The sequence below is a fragment of the Parafrankia sp. Ea1.12 genome (assembly GCF_900465275.1).
Taxonomy (GTDB): domain Bacteria; phylum Actinomycetota; class Actinomycetes; order Frankiales; family Frankiaceae; genus Parafrankia; species Parafrankia soli.
In genome coordinates this window covers 11,811-32,953 of sequence record NZ_UBIZ01000249.1, presented here as the reverse complement: position 1 = coordinate 32,953, position 21,143 = coordinate 11,811, and the positions used below count along the sequence as shown (strand labels likewise).

At 71.5% G+C, this 21,143-nt stretch carries 16 protein-coding genes and 1 pseudogene; 11 read left to right on the top strand and 6 right to left on the bottom strand.

Going from position 1 to position 21,143, the window contains the following annotated elements; genetic code table 11:
* The first annotated feature begins 88 nt into the window (after window positions 1-88).
* The 4 genes and pseudogenes from ftsH to FMEAI12_RS38005 all read left to right on the top strand — a co-directional run bounded on the left by ftsH (window position 89) and on the right by FMEAI12_RS38005 (window position 4,958).
* On the top strand, window positions 89-2,068 hold the full coding sequence (gene ftsH / locus FMEAI12_RS10505) for an ATP-dependent zinc metalloprotease FtsH (protein ID WP_112105858.1): 1,980 nt from the start codon (window positions 89-91) through the stop codon (window positions 2,066-2,068).
* A gap of 48 nt (window positions 2,069-2,116) precedes the next feature.
* Window positions 2,117-3,412: an FAD-dependent oxidoreductase gene (locus tag FMEAI12_RS10500; protein ID WP_112105857.1), complete on the top strand. Its 1,296-nt coding sequence runs from the start codon at window positions 2,117-2,119 to the stop codon at window positions 3,410-3,412.
* Window positions 3,413-3,613: 201 nt separating this feature from the next.
* A pseudogene (locus FMEAI12_RS10495) lies at window positions 3,614-4,645 on the top strand (DUF222 domain-containing protein); the annotation flags it as partial.
* 73 nt (window positions 4,646-4,718) lie between these two features.
* Entirely contained in the window at window positions 4,719-4,958 is a 240-nt protein-coding gene (locus FMEAI12_RS38005; protein ID WP_071065588.1) for an HNH endonuclease signature motif containing protein, read from the top strand.
* 34 nt (window positions 4,959-4,992) lie between these two features.
* Here FMEAI12_RS38005 and FMEAI12_RS10490 read toward each other — a convergent pair whose 3' ends face one another.
* Entirely contained in the window at window positions 4,993-5,547 is a 555-nt protein-coding gene (locus tag FMEAI12_RS10490; protein ID WP_235013873.1) for a MarR family winged helix-turn-helix transcriptional regulator, read from the bottom strand.
* 45 nt (window positions 5,548-5,592) lie between these two features.
* Between FMEAI12_RS10490 and FMEAI12_RS10485 the strand changes: the two genes are divergently transcribed.
* The gene (locus FMEAI12_RS10485; RefSeq protein ID WP_200835246.1) at window positions 5,593-6,366 is read left to right on the top strand and encodes a pirin-like bicupin family protein; all 774 of its coding nucleotides are present in this window, start codon (window positions 5,593-5,595) and stop codon (window positions 6,364-6,366) included.
* 27 nt (window positions 6,367-6,393) lie between these two features.
* On the opposite strand, the gene FMEAI12_RS38000 is transcribed toward FMEAI12_RS10485, so the two are convergent.
* Window positions 6,394-7,080 (bottom strand): glycoside hydrolase family protein, encoded by a 687-nt coding sequence (locus tag FMEAI12_RS38000; RefSeq protein ID WP_235013872.1) that lies wholly within the window; start codon window positions 7,078-7,080, stop codon window positions 6,394-6,396.
* A gap of 13 nt (window positions 7,081-7,093) precedes the next feature.
* Here FMEAI12_RS38000 and FMEAI12_RS37995 point away from each other — a divergent pair, with 13 nt between their 5' ends.
* From FMEAI12_RS37995 to FMEAI12_RS10460, 5 genes are all read left to right on the top strand, one after another.
* On the top strand, window positions 7,094-7,555 hold the full coding sequence (locus FMEAI12_RS37995; protein ID WP_235013871.1) for a hypothetical protein: 462 nt from the start codon (window positions 7,094-7,096) through the stop codon (window positions 7,553-7,555).
* Between the two features lie 806 nt (window positions 7,556-8,361).
* Complete coding sequence (locus FMEAI12_RS10475) at window positions 8,362-9,441, top strand: class I SAM-dependent methyltransferase (RefSeq protein ID WP_112105855.1); 1,080 nt, start codon at window positions 8,362-8,364, stop codon at window positions 9,439-9,441.
* A 639-nt stretch (window positions 9,442-10,080) separates the two neighbouring features.
* The gene (locus tag FMEAI12_RS10470) at window positions 10,081-11,214 is read left to right on the top strand and encodes a hypothetical protein (protein WP_146776667.1); all 1,134 of its coding nucleotides are present in this window, start codon (window positions 10,081-10,083) and stop codon (window positions 11,212-11,214) included.
* Between the two features lie 484 nt (window positions 11,215-11,698).
* Window positions 11,699-13,654, top strand: a complete 1,956-nt coding sequence (locus tag FMEAI12_RS10465; protein ID WP_112105875.1) for a DUF1800 domain-containing protein — start codon at window positions 11,699-11,701, stop codon at window positions 13,652-13,654.
* 11 nt (window positions 13,655-13,665) lie between these two features.
* Window positions 13,666-14,910 (top strand): DUF1501 domain-containing protein, encoded by a 1,245-nt coding sequence (locus FMEAI12_RS10460; protein WP_112105853.1) that lies wholly within the window; start codon window positions 13,666-13,668, stop codon window positions 14,908-14,910.
* 151 nt (window positions 14,911-15,061) lie between these two features.
* On the opposite strand, the gene FMEAI12_RS10455 is transcribed toward FMEAI12_RS10460, so the two are convergent.
* Window positions 15,062-15,406, bottom strand: a complete 345-nt coding sequence (locus FMEAI12_RS10455; protein ID WP_112105852.1) for a GNAT family N-acetyltransferase — start codon at window positions 15,404-15,406, stop codon at window positions 15,062-15,064.
* A 28-nt stretch (window positions 15,407-15,434) separates the two neighbouring features.
* Complete coding sequence (locus FMEAI12_RS10450) at window positions 15,435-16,499, bottom strand: nitroreductase (protein WP_071065595.1); 1,065 nt, start codon at window positions 16,497-16,499, stop codon at window positions 15,435-15,437.
* A 194-nt stretch (window positions 16,500-16,693) separates the two neighbouring features.
* Here FMEAI12_RS10450 and FMEAI12_RS10445 point away from each other — a divergent pair, with 194 nt between their 5' ends.
* The gene (locus tag FMEAI12_RS10445) at window positions 16,694-17,347 is read left to right on the top strand and encodes a response regulator transcription factor (RefSeq protein WP_112105851.1); all 654 of its coding nucleotides are present in this window, start codon (window positions 16,694-16,696) and stop codon (window positions 17,345-17,347) included.
* A gap of 42 nt (window positions 17,348-17,389) precedes the next feature.
* Here the strand turns inward: FMEAI12_RS10445 and FMEAI12_RS10440 are convergent, their stop codons facing one another.
* On the bottom strand, window positions 17,390-18,967 hold the full coding sequence (locus tag FMEAI12_RS10440) for an AAA family ATPase (protein ID WP_112105850.1): 1,578 nt from the start codon (window positions 18,965-18,967) through the stop codon (window positions 17,390-17,392).
* A gap of 232 nt (window positions 18,968-19,199) precedes the next feature.
* Window positions 19,200-21,122, bottom strand: coding sequence for a GAF domain-containing protein (locus FMEAI12_RS10435; protein ID WP_112105849.1), 1,923 nt, complete (start codon window positions 21,120-21,122; stop codon window positions 19,200-19,202).
* Between the last annotated feature and the right edge of the window lie 21 nt (window positions 21,123-21,143).

Genomic DNA, 21,143 nt, shown 5'->3' with positions numbered 1-21,143 from the left:
ATCGCTGATAGAAAGGGCGAATGGGCGTCAATTCACCGGCTGCCAGCAGCCGGTATCCGGACCGATCTGTGGACGCCAGGAGAAGATCGTGATCTCCCGTGTGAGCATCGGCCATATTCATGCCTCCGCGCCGGCGAAATCCGGGCCGCCGAAGGACACTCCCCCGAAACCCGCGCCGCCGCCGATGCCGGGCTGGCGCAGGTTCCTCATCCCGGTCGGGCTGCTCGTCACGGTGATGCTGCTGATCGCTCCGAGCCTGTTCGCCACCCAGCCGGATTCGCTGACCTACTCCGATTTCGTGGGTCGAGTCGACAGCGGCGTGGTGCGCTCGGTCACCATCGACGACCGCGGTGGTGTCGACGGCACGCTGACCGACGGCACTGACTTCACCACCCAGATCCCCACCGCACTCGACACAACCGCGCTCGAACGTCAGCTCGCCGCCAAGAAGGTGCAGATCACGGCCACCAGGACGGGCACGTCGTTCTGGTCGGTGGTGCTGAGCTTCCTCCCGCTGCTGCTCCTGATCGGTTTCTTCGTGTGGTCCGGCCGCATGGCCCGGCGCCAGCTCTCCGGCGGCGGCGCGCTCGGAATGTTCAGCCGCTCCCGAGCGAAGATCACCGAGGCGGACCGGCCGGAGACCCGCTTCAGTGACGTTGCCGGCTACGAGGGTGCGAAGCAGGAGATCAGCGAGGTCGTCGACTTCCTGCGCAATCCCGACCAGTATCTTGAGGTCGGCGCACACGGCCCGCGCGGCGTGCTGATGGTCGGCCCGCCCGGCACCGGCAAGACCCTGCTCGCGCGCGCCGTCGCCGGCGAGGCCGAGGTGCCGTTCCTCTCGATCACCGGCTCGGGCTTCGTCGAGATGTTCGTCGGTGTCGGCGCATCCCGGGTGCGGGACCTCTTCACCGAGGCTCGCAAGCGGGCGCCGTCCATCATCTTCATCGACGAGATCGACGCCATCGGCGGCCGGCGCGGCTCCAGCGCGTTCGGCGGGTCCAACGACGAGCGCGAGCAGACGCTGAACCAGCTCCTCGCCGAGATGGACGGGTTCGAGTCCACGTCGGGCGTGGTCGTCCTCGCCGCCACGAACCGCCCCGAGACCCTTGACCACGCGCTGCTGCGCCCGGGTCGGTTCGACCGCCAGGTCACGGTGCCGCTGCCGACCCAGTCCGAACGGGCCGAGATCCTCGCCGTGCACACCCGTGGCAAGGCACTCACCGATGACGCCGACCTCACCCGGATCGCCCGGGGCACGCCCGGATTCTCCGGCGCGGACCTGGCCAGCCTCGTCAACGAGGCGGCGATCAACGCCGTCCGCGACGGACGTTCGGTGGTCAGCGCCGCCGATCTCGACGCCGCACGTGACCGCATTCTCCTCGGACGGCGCGATGCCTCGAACGCCCTGCTCCCGGACGAGAAGCGGTCCGTCGCCGTGCACGAGTCGGGCCATGCCCTGGTGGCGGCGCTCTGCGACGACGCCGACCCGGTCTCGAAGGTGACCATCCTTCCCGCAGGCATGGCGCTCGGCGTCACCCAGCAGCTCCCCGAGGCCGAGCGGCACCTCTACTCCGAGGCCTATCTGCTGGACAGCCTGGCCGTGCGGCTCGGCGGTCGGGCGGCCGAGCTGGTGGTGTTCGGCCACGGCTCCACCGGTGCCTCGAACGACCTGGCCGGCGCGACCCAACTCGCCACCCGGATGGTGCGTGAGTTCGGGCTGTCGGAGGAGATCGGACCGGTGGGCTACTCGTCCGACGGGCCCAACTTCCTCGGCGGGGACGACCTCATGGCCCGCCCCTACTCGGAGCAGACGCAACGAGTGATCGACGCCGAGGTGGCACGGCTGCTGCGGGAGGCTCAGGCGCGAGCCATCGACCTGCTGCGCATGCATCGGAACGCACTCGACGCCCTGACTGCGCGCCTGCTGGAACGGGAGACCATCGACGGCACAGTGGTAGAGGAGCTCGCCGCCGCGTCGATGGCGAGCTTCACGCGCAGCCCGAACGGAGACGGCTCGGGGGAAGGTCCGGACGGCGGCATCCCACCGCAGATCTCCCTGCAGACCTGATCCCCCTGGACCGCGCTCGGATCCCGAGGCAGTGGGTACTGCATCTGCATGATGCCTGACGCCGCAGGCCCCGCGTTCGACGTGTGTGTGGTGGGCGCAGGCCCGGCCGGGATGATGCTCGGCCTGTTGCTCGCCCGCGACGGCCTCGAGACCTGCGTGTTGGAGAAGCACGCCGACTTCCTGCGCGACTTCCGCGGGGACACCGTGCACCCGTCCACGCTCGATCTGCTGGATTCGATCGGCCTTGGCGAACGCGTGCGCGACCTGCCCGGACGCCAGGTCACCGGGCTGAGATTCAGCTTCGCGGACGGGACCTACCAGGTCGCCGACTTCTCCCGGCTGCGGGTGAGTCATCCCTACATTTACTTCGTCCCGCAGTGGGACCTGCTGGAGATGCTCGCGCAGGCCGGCGCCGACATTCCGACCTTCACGCTGCTGCGTGAGCACGAGGTGACCGGCCTTGTCCGGGATGGCGATCGGGTGGTGGGCGCCGAGGCTCGGACCACCCAGGGCCGCCGGGTGGTGCGGGCGCGTCTCACGGTCGGTGCCGACGGCCGCGGATCTGTCGTCCGCGCGTCGCTTGGCCTGCCACTGCGACGTTTCGGCGCTCCGATGGATGTGTTGTGGTTCCGGCTCCCACGCCGGGCGAGTGACGGGGATGGCCTCGGCGGCCTGGTCGGCCCGGGACGGATGCTCATCCGCATCGATCGGGGCAGCTACTGGCAGACCGCCTATCTGATCCGCAAGGGCGGATACGACGCCGTGCACGCGGCGGGACTCGACCGCCTCCGCGACAACGTCGCGACGCTCGCTCCGGACCTCGCCGACCGGGTCGATGAGATCAGAAGCTGGGAGGACGTCCACCTGCTGAGGGTGCAGGTCGACCGGGTGCGGCGCTGGCACGCTCCCGGCGCACTGCTCATAGGGGACGCCGCTCACGCGATGTCGCCGATCGGCGGGGTCGGGATCAATCTGGCGATCCAGGACGCGGTCGCCGCGGCACGTATCCTCCGTGCGCCCCTGCTCGCCGGCCGGGGCACCGGAACCGCACCACCGCCCGGGCGGCTGGCCGCGGTACAGCGTCGCCGCACGCCACCGACCATCCTCACCCAGCTTGCGCAGCGGGTCGCCCAACGAGGGTTGCTGCGCCCGGTGCTGGAGGCCGGCGACAAGCCGGTCACGGCGCCCATGCCGGTCCGGCTCCTCGCCCGGATACCGGCCGCCCAGCGCGTGCTCGCCCGTGCGGTCGGCGTCGGGCTCCGACCCGAGGCGGTCGGACAGGCCGCACCACACACCGCGGCGGAGAACGTCTCCCGTGCAGCCACCAACGAGAGTGATCGTTAGCCACTGAAGAAGCAAAAGAATTTGCCTGTCTTTGTAATCCATATAATTCATCTACTTATTTCCATTCACCCACGAAACGACCCACCCACAGATCAGGTCACCCTCGGGACGACTCGCCCGAACCCTTGCCAGCAGAGCCGACCCTACCCTAGGATCGAACGCATGTTCGAAGAATTTCACTGACGGTGGGCGGTGAACCTGATGGATCAGTTCGACAGCTCCATGACCCGGGCGTCGACGGCAGCGGGTATGGATTCCGAACCGCAGCGATCAGACGTCTCGTTCGACCTGGTGGACGCGCTCCGCACGGTCCTGGCCGAGGCAATCGCGGCAACCGGCGCCGGAACCGCGAGGAGCGACCTGGATCAGGCCACGCCCTTCTTGCGGCGATTCTGTCATCGTGTCGACAGGTATCGCACCAAGTTAAAGGTGCTCGGCTGGCTTCAGGCAGGAATGATGGAGGATCTATCGGCCATCACTCATATGAATCCACCACGCGAGGCGGCGACCGGGACTTTTGACGAGCTTGCTCCGGAGGACGTGGCGATCGAGGTCGGCGCCTCCGCCACCTCGGTGGCGCGAGACATGACCTACGCGCGCACGATCACGGATCGGCTCCCCCGCGCGTTGACGACACTGAAAAACGGGGCAATTGATCTATCTCGGTTGAGATCCCTGGAACGCGCCGTTCGCCCGTTGGATGACGAACTGGCGGCCGCCGTGGAGAGGCGCGTGCTGGAAGGCGGGCCACGTCCCACTCAGGGAGCCTTCGCCGATGCGTGCCGACGCACGGTCCAGCGGATCGACCCCGACGGCTCGGCGGAGCGGGCCCGTTCACGAAGAGCCGCGCGACGGGTCTGGGTTCGTCCCGGCGAGGAGGGCAGCAGCACGCTGTCCGCGTTGCTCCCGGCGGAGGAGGCAGACGCCTGCTACCGGCGAGTCGACCAGGTGACCCGCGAGATCGTCGCCGCCCGGGATACCCACGACGAACGGACGACGGACCAGATCCGGGCCGACGTCGTCGTCGACCTGCTCACCGGACGAGCCGAGCACGGCCGGCCGTTCTCCTGCGACGTCCAGGTGGTCGTGCCCGTGACCACACTGCTCGGCATATCGTCGGAGCCCGGTGAGATCCCAGGTGTCGGCACCATCCCCGGAGCTGTCGCCCGCGAGATGGCCGCTCGGCCAGGGTCGACCTGGCGGCGACTCCTGACCGACCAGCGCGGCGTCCTCCTCGACGTCTCCGACCGCCGGCACCCCACCCCGGCGCAAGTACGTCACGTGCGCGCGCGACCGCACCTGCCGCATGCCCGGGTGCGCCCGGCGCGCGGTCCACTGCGAGCTCGACCACACCGTCCCCGACGCCGTGGGCGGCCGGACAGCACTGGACAATCTGGGCCTTCTGTGTCGACGACATCACCGCATGCGCCACCGCAGTGGCTGGCAGATCAGCCAGCCACGTGAGGGTGTCTTCGAGTGGACCACGACACTGGGCAGAAGGATCACGGTCACCCCGCCGCCCTATCTCGAGCCCGAGACCTCATGATCTTGACGACAAGCCCCGGGGCACGGGTGGCGAATCAGGCGGATGACGGGTGGTCGTCCGCGGCGAGCCGGGTCAGTACTGACGTGGCGATCGCGTCAAGGGCGTCGACCTGGGCTTCCGTGAGCATGTCGAACACATGCTCACGGACGAAAGCGACATGAGCGGGAGCGGCCTGTTCGATCATGGCGCGGCCGCGCTCCGTGAGCACGACAAGGGCGCCGCGGCCGTCGTCGGCGCACTCCTCGCGCGCCACGAGGCCACGCCGCTGCATCCGGGCGACGTGATGGGAGAGCCTGCTCTGCTCCCACGAGAGCTCCCTGGCCAGCTTGGTCACCCGCAGGCGCCCTTCGGGGGTGTCGGTGAGGCGGACGAGAACGTCGTAGTCGGCGAGTGAGATCCCCGCCTCCGCGGCGAGTTGGCGGTTCATCCACACGGTTAGCTGGCTGGTCATGAGCAGGTAGCGCCGCCATACGCGCTGCTCCCGCCGAGTCAGCCAGGACACCGCGGCGCCCGCGACCGCGGGTGCGGCAGGCGGCGGGACCTCGGGTGGCGGGGTCGGGAATGCGTCACCCCGGGATCTGATTGACACGTCATGCACCTTAATGATGCGTCATGGAGATGGGAAGGGGCCATCATGGCCGACATGACACAGCGGTCGAAGGTCGACATCCGCCGCGCAGACGACCGCCCCAAGACAAAGATCAACTGGCTCGACTCCAAGCACTCCTTCTCATTCGGCCACCACTACGATCCGTCAAACACCCATCACGGACTGCTACTGGTCAACAACGACGACACCGTGCGCGCAGGCGCGGGCTTCGAGACCCACCCGCACCGCGACATGGAGATCGTCACCTGGGTACTGCGGGGTTCGCTCGTCCACCAGGACTCGACCGGCAACTCGGGCGTGATCTACCCCGGGCTGGCCCAGCGGATGAGCGCCGGCCGAGGCATCCTGCACTCCGAGAAGAACGACTCGTGGCGGCTGCCCGACGGCGGCGAGCCGCACGACGAACCCGTTCACTTCGTTCAGATGTGGGTTGCGCCGGACGAGAACGGGATCGCACCCGGCTACGAGCAGCTCGAGATCGACAACGAGTTGCTCCGGGATGGCCTCGTCACGGTCGCGTCCGGGATGGAACGGCACGACGGCGCTGCCGCCATCCGTATCAGGAACCGGTACGCGGCTCTGCACGTCGCCAGGCTCGGTGTGAGGCAGAGCGTCGAGCTGCCCGACGCGCCTTACCTGCACCTGTTCGTCGCACGGGGCGAGGTGACGCTCGAAGGCGCGGGGCAACTGCACGAGGGCGACGCCGTCAGGTTCACCGCGGTGGGCGGTCAGCGGATCACCGCCGTCGAGCCGGCCGAGGTCATGGTGTGGGAGATGCACGCCAGCCTGTCCGCCTGACGCCTTGTGTCACCGGCCGGCCGGAGATCAGCGGCCGGCCGCCCGGTAGGCGACACCAGCCGGGGTCGGCTGGCCTGACTCGTCATACAGGCCGGTCCGGCTGTCGGGATTGGCGGGAAACGCGAACCAGGCGTAGCGCTCAACGAACGGAAGGCTCTCGAGCATCGCGGTGGAGGCGGTCACGAACGCCGCCTGGCCCTCAGCGCTCGGGACCGTCGCGGGTGAGGTTGAGAAGTTCATCAGGCTGTACTCGGTCAGCCAGATCGGCAGGTGGTATCGGTCGTACACGTCCTGGATGTAGGCACGGAGCTGACTGGTCGCCCGGGTGGGGTCGAAGTCGCTGCCGTACCAGTGCAGCGCGATGAAGTCGACCTTGTAGCCCCGCTGGGCCGCGCCGGCCATGAACTGGCCGAACCAGCTGTTCGGGTCCGCGGCGCCGGCGGCGGGCGCCGGGCTACCCAGACGCATTCCGGTGGCTTCCAGTTGCGGCCACAGATCGAGAGCGGTCTGAACCGGCATGTCCGCCTGGCCGCGGAGGTCAGGCTCGTTGAAGCCGAGCAGGGTGCGGCCGTTGGCCTTCACCGTCGCGAGGGTCTGCGGAGTGACCGAGCCCGGCCCCCAGATCATCGGGACGAACTCGACTCCCGCCGGCGCCGCGATCCGCTCCGGCGCGGCTCCCCAGGTGTAGAACCACGAGACTCCCGCATCCGTCATCGACGGAGCGATCTTGTCGAAGTACCAGGTGCTCGCGCCCTTCGCAACCGTCCCGACAGGCGGATCGGTCGACCCGGGTGTCGTGGGCACTGGCGCGGCGCTCGGCGTGGCCCCCGGCGCAGTGGTCACCGGGGCAGTGGTCACCGGCTCCGAGGTGAGGGTCGGCACCGGAGTGACGCCGGGGTTCGGACCCGAGCTCGGGTCCGGAGCCTGGGTGGGGCCGGCGGACGGCGAGCCCGTCGGGCCGGCGGGGCTGGGGGCCGCACTGGTCGTCGGAGCGGGACCGCCTCCACCCCCGATGGGGGTAACGCAGCCCGCGAGCGCCACCATCGCGAGCAACGCCATCGACAGCAGCCTTAGCATGCTCGGCGTGCGACGCATGATCGCCTTCGAACCCGCCCGATGCGTCCGTGCCCCGGACGCGAACGCGGTTGCCGCGCTGTTCGCGGTGCGTCGCCGTTCCCCGGCGTCGTAATCGGTCACGCCGACCCTGCGCATGGATCTCTCCTTGCCTCGCCCCCCTGAATGCCCTTCCATGAACTGCTGTTCCGCCGGCCGCGCCGTGCCGGAGATCCGGCCGGCCGACAGTCGTGGCTGGCCGATGGACTGCCGCTATCCGACGGATCGCTGCCACCTGACAGATCGCTGCCACCCGACGGACTGCCGCAAAATCTGACAAAAGGCACAGCGGCGATCACTTTGCCACAGCAAGCGTGGGTACGCCAGGGTGTCGGTCCGAGCGGACCACGGGCGAATACCGCGGCGGTGCCGCGAAGCGGGAGCGACCAACGGGCTGGACCACAGCTGGCGAACAGACCAGCGAACAGCCAGCAGACAACCGGCGAAGGCTCGGCGAATGGCCACCGGACACCCCGTAGACAGCCCGTAGACAGCCTGCGGGCATCCCGTCGGACGTCCCGCGGACGGCGATCGTCCCGACTACGCGGATGACACATTCGGGCCAGGACGCCGACCAGTTTCGAGGGGTCTCGACCCAAAGAGCGATGATGTGGGTGTCTTGCCGCCAGCCCGGAACACATGTCCGCGTGACCCCCGCTCCTCCCTCACGTTCCCCACTGACAGCGACCAGGGAAAACAGCAGGTGGAGGCCGAGGGAGGCGCCGGCGTGTGGACGGGCGCCGATCGGGCCGCCGGGTCTCGACCGGGCGCACGCGGATTCCGGGGCGGGCGGCGCGGGACATGGCATCCCCTCGAGGGTGAGGGGGCCGTCGCCTGCCCGGACGGAGACGCAGCGGCAACGCCGACAGGGGGCACACGGACATGGAACATGGGGTGGCCGGCATGTACCGGGCCGGCAGCGGCCGGGGACCGGCGGACTTCGTGGCCAGGCGCGTGAACGGCCTGCTCGCAGAGGACCCGCGGGCGGTTATGCGACGCGCGGCCGGCGCGGCCTACCGGGTGGCCGGCCGGGCCGGACGAGCCGCGCTGCGTCCGCCGGAGACACAGGACCTCGGCGAGGTGCTGACGGACACGGCCGCGCCGGAAGCCGGAACCGACGGTCTCGACGGCTCGGACGACCTCGGCGGCGAGCGCCGCCCGGCGCCGGACCCGGAGGTCCCACCGTGGGTTCCGCTCGGCGACGAGGGCCCGGTGATCTGTAACATCTGCCGGTGGCACGGCGAGGACTTCGATCTTGCCGGCCATGTCGAGATGTCGCTGTGCCCGTCCTGTGGTGCCAACGGGCGTGACCGGTTCATGCACTGGTGCCTGGCCCAGTCGGTGGATCTCAACCCCGCGCTCCGGGTCATCGAGTGCAGTCCGCGTCTCGGCGAGGACTACCGTTCGGCGATGTCCAGTTGGTTCTTCTACCGGACGTCCGATCTGGACATGCGCGCGCACCGCGGCAGCATCCGGCTCGATCTGCAGGCGATTGACCTGCCGGACGCGTCGCTGGACGTCATGCTGTGCTCGCACGTGCTCGAGCACGTTCCGGACACGGACAGTGCGCTGGCGGAGCTTCGCCGGGTGATCGCCCCGGGCGGGCACCTCATCCTGCAGGTCCCGGTCGGCCAGGGGGTGACCGCGCCGCCGACGGAACCCGAGTTCCACATGGACTGGACCCCGGTCTTCTGGCGCTTCGGGTTCGATCTGACCGAGCGGCTGCGCAAATCCGGGTTCGAGGCGGACCTGCTGTGCACCGCGTCGATGCTCGAGGCCGCACTGACCGGGGAGAACCTGTGGCCCGACTGGTCCCGGGAGTTCGACGTCCCCGGAATGCTCGACGGGGTGATCGCCGCGGACCTGAAGGTCATCGCCGACCGAGCGGCCGAGCACCGGCTCGGGATCAGCCCAGGCTACATGTACTTCACGTGGCACTGCCGCGTGCCGGCGCACGAATAGGCGCGAGGTAGATCCGCCGGCCTGACGAGCGCCGGCCGAAAATTCCAGCAGGCGAGGATTCCGGCGGTTTCGACGTCCGTCGGGGATGATTCCCGCAACGGCTGCACCGCACCATCCGCGAAAACGTTTTCGCGCCCGCGGATACCGAGCTAATTTTTAGCTGCCATTTCATGTTCTGCGGCGTACGGGCGTTCGGCGGCGGCCCCTCGAACCCTGCCGTCGCCCGTCCGGCGTGGGGCGTTGCCCGCCGGAGCGCCGCGCCGGAGACTGCCGTGACGGTCACCCCACAGGGGACCGCCGCCACGTGCCCACCGAGCAGGTAGGCGCCAGGACCTGGACGTCTTCTGCCGGTACTCGCCCGGGGCACCGCACCTGGAGCCGCCCCGGACACCGGCGGCTCGTCGCACGTGCCCGACGGTCTCGTGGGGCTCGTAGGTCTCGTATGGCTCATAGCACTCTCATGGCGCTCATCGGGGTGCCCGCAGCGCGCTGCGGTCGGCCGGCTACCCGACCCGGACCGGACGTAGGGCCGCAAACAACGACAAAGTGCCACGTTGTCGCGAATGAGACGCCCGGCAAACCGCCGTCGACCCGCGGTAAACCTCCAGAATCGGACTGGCGGAAGCGAAAGGACTGAATATGCGTACGGTGCGGGGGACGTCGACGCGGCGGTCGGCGTGGTGGCCGGGCTCGAATCCCCAGCGTCCGGGAGCCGATTCCCACCGGACGCGAGCGGCTTCCGGCGGGAGCCGTGCGACACCGTCGACGGCACGCGGTCGCCTGCTGCCGGGCACGCTGCTGATCTCGGCGCTGCCCTCGGTACTCACCGTGGCTCTCCTCATGCCGACCGCCGCAGCGCAGGCCGGCACGCCGAGCCGGGAGGTCACCGCACCGGCTCGGGCCGCCCTCATCGCGTTCGAGGCCGAGGACGTGCTCGGGCAGATCGACGTCGACGTTGATCTGGGGCCCGACGAGGAGTCCGAGAGCATCCGCCGATTCCAGGAGGCGGCGGAGGCGATCGCCGAGTTCTCCCGCCAGGCCGCGGCCCGCGGCAACTCGGCACCCGCACCTACGCAGGCTCCGCCTGGTCCGCCGGTAACCCGGCAGCGGCCCGCGCCCGCCGCCGGGACGGGGTCCAGCGGCGGGACAACGAGCTCCGGTCCCGGTTCACCGGCGGGAACCGGCACGGGCGCAGGAAGCGGGACGGACACGGCAGGCAGCATCGGCGCCGGCACGGGAAGCGGGACCGGAACGGACGGTGCCAGCCCGGGAGGCGACGCCCCCGTCCAACAGGGCACCGCGGCCGGCGGAGCACCGACCGGCGACGCTCCCCCCGACGGCACCTCGGCCGGCTCCGCGACGAGCGGTGGCGTGGCGAACGGGCCGGCGGGCGGCGATGGTCCCGGCTCCGTCCGTGCCGGCACCGGAGGCAGCATCACCGATGACAGCACTGCCGGTGACAGTGCCACCGGTGACAGTGCCACCGGCGGAAGCACGGGCGGTGGAGCAGGGCCACGGCCAGGTACGCGCATGGCGGCGCCGCGCTCCGGTGCGGAGCAGGCGTTGCTCACCGGGATGAACACGCTGGCAGTCGGCCTCGCGGTGGCCGGGCTGGCAGGCGCTCCCCTCGCCGGCGGGCTGAGGCGCCGGTCGTTTCAGGAGCGAAGCCGCCGATCCGATCTCGCGCTCGTGCCCGCCGCCGCGACCGGGCCGGATCAGTTCCCCGCGCTCGACGACGTCCGGCAGCACAGCCGGGAGTACGGCCGGCCGTAAGCAGGCCGGCCGCCGCGACGGTCCACAACCAGCACTACGGGCGCTCCATGGGCGTCGCCGACCGAGCGCCGGAGTGACCCACAGGACACTTCGCCACGTGTCGTTCCGGGCACCGAACGTGCACTCCTGACCATCGGCCCAGCCGCAACAAGGTCGTCCATAGGTCTTCCCATGGCATTCCAAGGGTTCCACCGGCGAGACGAATGCGCGGCCCCCACCTGGGGCGCTCCCGACCAGCACCCGACATCGCCTGTAGCACAGCACATCTCCACCATCCTGGCGATCATTTGAGGAGACCACCCGCGGTAACCGGCTCCCGACGAACTCCCATCGCCGGATCGTTGCGCTACACCACGTCAAACCCTGAAAAACGAGACGGACCTCCCCAGGCAGGGTCCGGGCGCCGCATTACTGTGACGCCGTCGAGTAACCGAACGGGCCCTTGGGGGGGTCTCAGGGCTCGACTCCAACAGGGATGGTCTGCATGGCAGGCAGGCACGAAGCCGACCGGACGCCGGTCGGCTCACCGCCGCGGGGCGGCGTCGCGGGACTCACGGGACTCCGGTACCGCGCCCGGCCGCACAAACCGAACGGCCCACGCAACCCGAACACCCCACGCACCCCGCACGACACGGAGCAACGCAACCCGCAGGACGCCGCCCCTCACGACGTGGACCCGCGCACTCCGCACGACGCAGCCCCGCACGACGGATCTCGGACGACGGCCGGCACAGCGAGCCGACGCGGACTGTTCGGCTCGCTGGCGGCCTTCGGGCTGACCGCCGCAGGCTGCTCGTTCGGCGGCCCCGGCGGTGGCGGCGGAGCGATACCGACGGCCACGGCGACGGCCGTCGCACCGACCACGCGACCTCCGATGACCGGCGGGCCCACCACGGCGCCGACAGCCACCGGCACGCCGACCACCATGCCTACGACACCGGGCACGCCGGGTGCACCGGGCACACCCGGTCCGTCCCCGACGGCCTCGCCTCCCCCGCCCGCCGGGGGTGGTGCCGGTGCCGCGACGCCGGCCTTCCTGCGCGGGCGCGACCCGGTGGTGCACCTGCTGAACCGGGCCACGTTCGGGCCGACACCGGAGCTGGTGGCAGAGGTGAAGGCTGCGGGTGTCGGAGCATGGCTGGACCGACAGCTCGATCCGGCCTCGATTGGCGACGGGACGGTCGACGCGGTCCTCGGTCGTTTCCCGTTCCTGGCCAAGACCGGCCGCGAGCTCCACGCCATCGAGGGCGACATCGACTACAAGGACGTGATCGGGCTCGCGGTGGCCTCGATCGCGCGAATGACCTGGTCGAACCGCCAACTGCTGGAGCGGATGGTCGACTTCTGGCAGTCACACGTGTTCAACAAGGGCTACCCGAACGACAACCTGTGGCGGGACTCGTTCCCGGACGACCGGGAGGTCATCCGACCGAACGCACTGGGCCGGTTCGCGGATCTGCTGCTCGCGGAGACGACGAGCCCGGCGATGATCCGTCGGCTGAACGCCGACCGGTCCACCGTGCGGGCGCTCAACGAGAATCTCGGACGGGAACTGCTCGAACTGCACACCGTCGGCGTGGGTGCCGGTTACGGCCAGGACGGGGTCCTGAACAGCGCCCGCATCCTGACCGGGATCTCCATCGACGCCGAGTCGAAGAAGTACGCGTTCAAGTCGAAAGACCACTACGTCGGCCCGGTCCAGGTGCTGGACTTCTCCTCGCCGAACGGCTCCGCCGAGGGTGGGGAGGCCGTGATGAAGGCCTACCTGGACCATCTGGCGCATCACCCGGCGACCGCCGCGTACCTCACCCGCAAGCTGGCGACCTATTTCGTCGCGGACGATCCGCCGCAGTCCCTCTGCGACATGCTGGCGCAGACCTACCTGGCGAACGACACCGCGATCGCACCGGTACTGAAGGCGTTGTTCACCTCCGCCGAGTTCGGCCAGGCAGTGGGCCTGCGCACCCGCCGGCCGCTGGAGGACATCGTCGCCACGCTGCGCGTTCTCGGGATCGGCCCGCCGGCCTCGGGCACCGAACCCGTCGTCGCGCTGTACTGGATGGCCAACGACATGGGAATGGCACCGCTGGCGTGGCCGGCTCCGGACGGATATCCGCTGCGGGCGGAGCGATGGGTTTCGGCGTCAGCCACGATCGGCCGGTGGAACATGCACCGGAACCTTCTCAACGGGTGGTATCCGAAGGGTCTGGGAACCCCGGCGGTGAACAGCCTGCTCGGGGACGCGCCACCGGCCGCCATGGCCGAGGTGGTGGACGTGCTGGCCCGGCGGCTCGTGTTCCAGCCGCTCGCGCCCGAGCACGGCGCGGCACTGGCGACATTCCTCGGTGACCGCGGGTCGCGGAAGCCGGCGGACAACGAGTATCTCGTCGGCCAGCTCGGCTCGCTCATTCTCGACTCCCCCTACCACGTCTACGGATAGGCGGCCGACCGGTGGTAAAGAATCTGCCTGCGGCCGACCAGTGCACGCTCAGCCGGCGCGGAGTTCTCGCGGCGGCCGGCGCCGTCGGCATCACGGCCGGCGTCGCCTCCGTGCTGCCGATCCGCGTGGCCTTCGCCGACACCCCCGGCCGAACCCTGGTCGTGATCTCGCTGCGCGGCGGGATGGACGGCCTGAACGCACTGGTGCCGGGCGCGGACCCGAACTACGCGGGCCTGCGCGCCGACATCGCCATCCCGACGGGCCAGCTCATCCCGATGGATCGGACGTTCGGCCTGCATCCCGCGTACGCGTCGCTGAAGCCGCTGCTGGATGCCGGGAAGGTGGCGGCGGTTCCCGCCGCGGGGCTGCTCGACAACTCACGCAGCCACTTTCAGGACACGTTCAACCTCGAGATCGGCGGTGCCGGCCAGAACAGCGGTTATCTTGCCCGCCTGCTGAGCGTCCTGAGCCCGGGTTCGGCGTTCCGCGGGATCCAGGAGGGCGGCTCGCTGCCGACCTCCTACCTCGGCTCCGCCGAGGCCCTGACCCTCAACGGCATCGACAACTTCAAGGCGAACGGCTGGGGCCAGGGTGCCGAGGAGACCGCGACGGCCACCGCGCTCGGCGCGCTCTTCGCCGGCCCCGACGCCGGCCGCCCCTACGCCCGCGGCGTCGCGACGACCCTGGCCGCGCTAGCCGAGGGCAAGCAGATCGCGGCCAAGCCCTACACCCCGGCCGACGGCGTGACCTACCCCGACGAGGGCCTGGGCCGAGCGCTACGGGACGTCGCCCGCCTGATCAAATCCGGGACCGGGCTCCGGGTCGCGGCGATGGAGACCGGGGGCTACGACACCCATGTCGGCCAGGGCGGGGTGGCCGGCAGCCTGGCGACGCTGCAGAAGCGGCAGGGCGACTCGATCGCGGCGTTCTTCGCCGACCTCGGCCCGCAGGCCGCCGACGTCACCCTGGTCACCATCCAGGAGTTCGGCCGGCGCGCGGACACCAACGGAAACGGCGGGACCGACCACGGCGGCGGCGGCGTCATGTTCGTGATCGGCGGCGGCGCGGTCGGCGGGGTGCACGGCAAGTGGACGGGCCTCGCGCCCGACCAGCTGGACGACGGCGCGGTGCCCGTCCTGAACGACTACCGCAACGTCCTGGGCGACGTGATCCGCTGGCTCGGGATGTCCCAGGAGCAGCTCGGGACGGTCTTCCCCGGGCTGACCCACGCCCCGGTCGGGGTCACCTCGGCCTGACGCGACCTCCCGCGCGCTGTATCCCCGACGCGCGGTGGACGTCCCCTCCTCGAGAAGGCGGCTGGGGCCCCGGTGTCCGCCGGGGCCCCAGCGCTGGCCTGCCGCCCGATGCTGGTCAGCCCCTCAGCGCTGGTCAGCCCCTCAGCGCTGGTCAGGGCCCCACTGTCGGCCCGGCTCCTGGTGCCGGCTCGTGGGCCGGTGAGGAGGTGGAGGGCCGTCGTACCAGGTCCGCGTACGCGGGATGCCGATCTATGTAGGCCTTGATGAACGGGCACCGGGGGATGACGGCCAAGCCCTGGGCGCGCGCCGAATCGAGCGCCCCAGCAGCCAACGCGGAGCCCATGCCGGTGCCCTTGTAGGCCGGATCGACCTCGGTGTGGGTGAAGATGATTCGCGAGCTCGACCGCGTGTACTCGGCGAACCCCGCGACCTCCCCGGTCGGAGTTCTGGCCTCGAACCGGCCGGCCGGGGGGTTGTCGACGACTGTCACGTCCATGGCGCCCATCCTTGCCGGTCCGCGCGGATCAGGCGATGTCGAGGATCTCCTCGACCGGCCGCCGGGGGGTGGCCGCCAGCGGCGGCTGCTCGGGGTCGGGGCGGCCCAGCCGCAGCAGCATCTGCACGTGACCGATGCCCCCGGTCGCCGAACGCATCAGCTCGCGGATGGCGGAGACGTCCAGCACCTGCCCCAGCGGTGAGGCGGCGAGCCCGCGCGCCGTCGCCGTGAGCAGCACCCGGCCCGTCGCGCCGCCGGCGAGCAGCCGGTCGGTGGGCCGATCCGAGTCGGTGCCGATGGCGACGACCGTCGGCCGCTCCACCTCCAGCCGCTCCACCGCCGGCTGCTCCACCGCCGGCTCGGACGAACCGGCCGCGCCGGCCGGTTCGAGGCCGCCGACCACGTCGAAGTCCCGCAGGACGAACTCGGACTGGCGCGTCGCCGCGCCACCGACGACGGCCTCGCGGGGGATGCCGTCGCGTGCCTGCGGCGAGGTGCGGCTCCAGTGCCTCAGTTCCTCGGTGTAGGCGGGATCGTGGGCCTCCTGCCAGTCCGCGCGGGAGAGCAGGACCGACGTCTCGACCCGGGCGTCCGCGCTCTCCACGAACCGCACCCAGGCCGACTCCGCCTCGGCGGCGCGGCGCAGCGCGGCGAGGTCGTCGGCCCCGAGCCGCCCCCGCTCCCCTGTCAGGAACGGACGGCGGTCGGTGTGCCGGTTGGACATCGCAGCCGCCAGCTCCGCCTCGGCCGGCGCGGGCGGGCGGCGGTCCGCTACGGCGATCGTGGCCAGCGGGACGTCCGCGGACGGCGGGGCGCCGTCGTCGAGCGGGCCGAGGGCCACGACGGGGAGCAGGCCGCGCGAGCGCGCGGCGAGCCGGGCGAAGGTCAGGGCGGCCCCGCAGCTGACCAGGAGCTGGCGTCCCTCCGGGTCGGCGACGTGCAGCAACCGCTCGGGATCGGCGAACAGGTGCAGACCGTCGGCGTCGAAGCGCCACCGCCAGGGCTGGGTGTTGTGGATCGACGGCGCGAGCGTGGCCTGCGCCACGATCGCGCGGGCGTCGTCCTCCGTCAGGCGTACCGCGGTGTCGACCATGACCTCTCCCGTCTGTCTGCTCCGAGCATCCTTATGCCCGCCCGGGCGCCGGCTCCCCCGGCCCCGGGGCGGACGCGTGTCTCGTTGCGGTCCGCCGTCGCTCGGTGACCGGAAAGCGCCGCACCGCGACTATTGTTGCCCGAATGGACGCTGCGGGGACGCACACGGTACGGGGGATTCACACGGCACGAGAGATGGACTCAGTACGAGAGTTACCCACGGTACGGGTCTTCCTCCTTGACGACCACGAGATCGTCCGCCGTGGGGTCCGCGAGGTGCTCAGTGACGCCGGCGGCATCGAGGTCGTGGGCGAGGCGTCGACCGGGGCCGAGGCGGCCGCCCTCGTCCCCCGCCTGCGGCCGGACGTCGCGCTGCTCGACGCCCGGCTGGAGGACGGCAGCGGCATCGACGTCTGCCGGGACATCCGCGCGGCCTGCCCCGAGGTCGGCTGTCTGATCCTCACGTCCTACGACGACGATGACGCGCTCTTCGCCGCGATCATGGCAGGGGCGGCGGGCTACCTGCTCAAGCAGATCCGCGGCACCGACCTCGTGGGCGCGATCCGGACCATCGCGGCCGGCGGCTCCCTGCTCGACCCGGCCGTGACCGCCAGGGTCCTCGCCCGGCTCCGGGAGGGAAGCGACGTGGGCCGGGCCTCGGCGGTGTTGGGCACCCGGGAGCGGGAGATCCTGGTCCTGATCGCAGAGGGCCTGACCAACCGCCAGATCGCCGGCCGGCTGCACCTCTCCGAGAAGACCGTGAAGAACTACGTCTCGTCGATCCTCGACAAGCTGGGCCTGAGCAGCCGCACGCAGGCCGCCGTGTACGCCGCGCGTCGCCACGCCTGACGGCAGCGCCTGAAAGCGGCCGTCAGGCCCGCCGGACGCCCGTCAGGCAATGCAGTGCTCGGCGGCGTGGAACACCTCGGCGACCGGCACGGTCGTCTGGATCACCCTGGCGGTCGGCCACGGCTCCGCCCACGAGCTCATCGCGCGGTGTACCGCGGACGTGGCGCCAGCTGGGTCGCTGGCGGAGTCCCGGCGGGTCAGCCGCGTGGCCGCGACCTCCGGTGAGGTCACGCAGCGCAGCTCGAGGAACTCCGCGGCCGTCTCGCGCGCCAGCCGCGCGGCCGCCGCGCGGTGGCGGCCGTCCGACCAGGAGGCGTCGATGATCACCGTCTCGCCGCGTTCCAGTGCCCGGCGGGCACGGGACAGCAGCACCGTGTAGGTCCGCGCGGTGATCTCCGAGGACAACGGCCAGATGAAGGACGCGCCGAGGTCCGCGGGCACGGCGGGCCGCTCCGGGATGGCAGGCCCGCTACCGGGGGTGTCCGGATCGACGTGGCCGTCGGCGGCGAGCTCCGCCCGCACGGCGTCGGAGCGCAGCAGCAGGCGGCCGTCGTCCGCGTCTGCGAGCCGACGGGCGAGGGTCGATTTCCCGGTGCCGGGCAGGCCGCCGACCAGGACCAGCCGTACCCGGGCCCGGCGCAGGTGCCGGTAGGCGATGTCGGCGAGCCGCCGGGCCCGTTCGCCGGCCTCGGCGCCCGGGCCCGCCCCCGCCTCGGCCAGGATCCGCCGGTACCGCAGGCAGGTCACCCGGGCCTCGGTGAAGGCCCGGTAGGCGATGTAGAAGTGCTCGAGCGAAGGCGGATGGGCCTGCGCGGAGAAGTCGCGGTACCAGCGCATCAGGCGCTCGGCGTCCTCGGGCGAGCCGAGCCGCTCCAGGTCCATCACCAGAACGGCGACGTCGCCGAGGACGTCCCCGGCCCGCAGCCGCGGGTCGGACTCGACCCGGTTCAGGATGCGCGGGCCGTCGTCGAGGCAGTGGATGTTCTCGGCCCGCAGGTCGCCGTGGCCGTCGCGGATCCGCCCGGCGCGCCGGCGCTCGGCCAGCAGCGGGCCGCGGCCGGCCAGGTACCGCAGCGCCAGCCGCCCGATCTCGTCGACGACGTCGGCGTCGATGACCTTCCCCTGGAAGGGCTCGAGGCCGCCGAGCGCCTCCTTCCACTGCCCCGCGACAGCCTCGGCGTCGCCGGAACGGCCGATCACCTCGGACGTCCCGCACCGCTCGTGGAACGCGGCGACCGCCCGCGCGACGGCGCGGAGCTGGTCGTCGACGCGGTCCGCGTGGCGCACCAGCGCGGAGAGCCGGCGGCCGGCGGGCATTCGCCGCAGGACGACGGCATGGTCGCACACCTCGCCGCCGTCGCCGAGGACGTCGGCGACCCCCAGGTACACGTCGGAAGCGAGCCGCCGGTTCAACTCCACCTCGGCGCGGCAGGCCGCCAGCCGGGCCGCCCGGCTCCGCAGGTCGAGGAGCCCCGGCTCAACGGGTTTCTTCCGTTTGTAGACACGATCACCGTGCAGGCAGAGGACCGCGCTCCCCGTCTCGACGACCCGCGTCTCGCCGGTCGGGCGAGACCACAGATCGGCCGGGACTGACGCCGCGGTCTTCTGGTCAGCCGGCATGGCACCTCCTGCGCACCGGACACCGCCGCCGGGATCCGATCGCCGCTGTCCTGTCGATGGTCCGTCTCACCCGGAACCATCGTGCCGCGCGCGACCCCCCTGTTGGTCCCTCCGAGGGCACGGACCGGGAGGTCCTTTGCACCCCCCGCGATGGTCCTCGGACCCGTCGACGACAGCCCGGACGTCCGGCGCCGGACGTCCACCGCGGGACCCGGTTCGAGCGGCCGGCGGGCTACGGCAGCGGGACCGCCCAGCGCAGCTGGGTGCCGCCGGACGGGCCGGGGGCGATGTCGAAGGTCCCACCGAGCTCCTCGGCGCGGCTGCGCAGGTTGTGCAGGCCGCTGCGCCGGCCGGTGTCGCCCAGCCCGACCCCGTCATCGGTGACCTCGGCGCGCAGCCAGCCCTGGCCGACGGTGACCGACAGCTCCACCCGGCTGGCGCGGGCGTGGCGCGCCACGTTCGACAGGCTCTCCCGCGCGACGGCGAGGAGATGGTCGGCGATGTTCCCCTCCAGCGCGGTGTCGAGCGGGCCGTCCACCCGCAGGCGCGGGCTGAAGCCGAGCGCCTCGGCGACCTCCTCGACGATCTCGCCGAGGCGGGCCCGCACGCCCGGCCCGCCGGTGCTGCGCCGCCCGCGCAGCTCGAAGACCGTCGAGCGGATCTCCCGGATGGTCGCGTCGAGGTCGTCGACGTAGGTGGCGAGCCGGCCGGCGGACTGCGGGCGGTCCTCCGCGGCCGCCATCCCCTGCAGGCCCAGCGCGACGGCGTAGAGCCGCTGCATGACGTGGTCGTGCAGGTCACGGGCGATCCGGTCGCGGTCCTCCAGGACGAGCAGCCGGTCACGGGTGGCCCGGGACGCGGCCAGGCCGAGGGCGACCTGCACATGCCCGGCGAACGTCGCCGCCATGTCCAGATCGCCGTCGGCGAACGGCCGGCCCGCGGGCCCCCGGGCCAGCACGACCGCGCCCGTCCCGACCTGCGCCCCGACCAGGGGGATGACCATCAGCGGGCCGATGTCGAGGCCGCCGAAGCCGGTGACGCCCGGCTCGGCCGCGGCGTCGTCGACCAGCAGGGGCCGCCCGGCCGCGACCGCCCGGCCGGCGAGGGTTCCGGCCGTCGGCACGGACTCGCCCAGGAGGCGGTCGGCCTGCGGGCCGTCGGCCGCGTCGACGAGCAGTTCCTCGGTCGCCCCGGCGGCGAGCAGGACGCACGCCAGATCGGCGTCGGCGACCTCGCGGGCCCGCGCGACGATCAGCGTGAGCGGCTCCGGCCCGTCCGCCAGCAGGTGGCGCATGATGTCCGCGGATGCCTGCAGCCACTGCTGGCGGCGCTGCGCCGCACCGAACAGCCGGGCGTTCTCGATCGCCACGCCGGCGCTCGCGGCGAGGGCCAGGACGAGCTCCTCGTCCTGCGCGGTGAAACGGCGCCCGCCGCGCTTCTCGGTCAGGTAGAGGTTCCCGAAGACCTCGCTGCGGACCTTGATCGGGACGCCGAGGAACGTGCGCATCGGCGGGTGGCCGGGCGGGAAGCCGACCGCGTGCTCGTGCGCGGCGATGTCGTCGAGGCGGACGGCCCGGGGCTCGGCGGTCAGCAGCCCGAGCACCCCCTCGCCGCGAGGCAGGTGGCCGATCCGGCCGACCAGATCGGCGTCCATCCCGACGTGGATGAACTGTTCGAGCCGGCCGTCGCGGGCGATCACGCCGAGCGCGCCGTAGCGGGCGTCGACCAGCTCGCAGGCGGCCTCCGCGATCCGCCGGAGGACGACCTCCAGGCTCAGGTCGGCGGCGACCGCGCGGTGCGCCCGCAGCAGGCCGCGCAGCCGGCCCTGGGTGGTCATCACCTCATGCGCGCGCTCGACGAGCTGCGCCATCAGCTCGTCCAGCTCGAGCCGGCCGGGGCGCTCCGCGCCGAACTCGTCGAACGCGTCCGGGACGTCCATGATCTTGAGGCTCTCGGTGGTCTCCTCGACGTCCCGAGCCGTCAGGATCTCCTGGATCTCGCGTATTTCCCGGATCTGCTGAATTTTGTGGATCTCCCGGATCTCGTCGATTCCGGCGCCGGTGCCGGCACCGCCGGCTGCACCAGCGGCACCGGCGGCACCGGAATCGCCGCCGAGACGGTGATCGCCGCCGACGCCCTCGGGCCACGGGTCCATGGTCTACAGACGCTATCGAAT

What these genes read in the sequence shown, in the direction of transcription:
- FMEAI12_RS10500 (WP_112105857.1), top strand. Translation starts at nt 2,117, where the DNA reads ATGATGCCTGACGCCGCAGGCCCCGCGTTCGACGTGTGTGTGGTGGGC.
- FMEAI12_RS38005 (WP_071065588.1), top strand. Translation starts at nt 4,719, where the DNA reads ATGCCCGGGTGCGCCCGGCGCGCGGTCCACTGCGAGCTCGACCACACC.
- FMEAI12_RS10485 (WP_200835246.1), top strand. Translation starts at nt 5,593, where the DNA reads ATGGCCGACATGACACAGCGGTCGAAGGTCGACATCCGCCGCGCAGAC.
- FMEAI12_RS38000 (WP_235013872.1), bottom strand. Translation starts at nt 7,080, where the DNA reads ATGACGGATGCGGGAGTCTCGTGGTTCTACACCTGGGGAGCCGCGCCG.
- FMEAI12_RS10475 (WP_112105855.1), top strand. Translation starts at nt 8,362, where the DNA reads ATGGAACATGGGGTGGCCGGCATGTACCGGGCCGGCAGCGGCCGGGGA.
- FMEAI12_RS10470 (WP_146776667.1), top strand. Translation starts at nt 10,081, where the DNA reads ATGCGTACGGTGCGGGGGACGTCGACGCGGCGGTCGGCGTGGTGGCCG.
- FMEAI12_RS10465 (WP_112105875.1), top strand. Translation starts at nt 11,699, where the DNA reads ATGGCAGGCAGGCACGAAGCCGACCGGACGCCGGTCGGCTCACCGCCG.
- FMEAI12_RS10455 (WP_112105852.1), bottom strand. Translation starts at nt 15,406, where the DNA reads ATGGACGTGACAGTCGTCGACAACCCCCCGGCCGGCCGGTTCGAGGCC.
- FMEAI12_RS10450 (WP_071065595.1), bottom strand. Translation starts at nt 16,499, where the DNA reads ATGGTCGACACCGCGGTACGCCTGACGGAGGACGACGCCCGCGCGATC.
- FMEAI12_RS10445 (WP_112105851.1), top strand. Translation starts at nt 16,694, where the DNA reads ATGGACTCAGTACGAGAGTTACCCACGGTACGGGTCTTCCTCCTTGAC.
- FMEAI12_RS10440 (WP_112105850.1), bottom strand. Translation starts at nt 18,967, where the DNA reads ATGCCGGCTGACCAGAAGACCGCGGCGTCAGTCCCGGCCGATCTGTGG.
- FMEAI12_RS10435 (WP_112105849.1), bottom strand. Translation starts at nt 21,122, where the DNA reads ATGGACCCGTGGCCCGAGGGCGTCGGCGGCGATCACCGTCTCGGCGGC.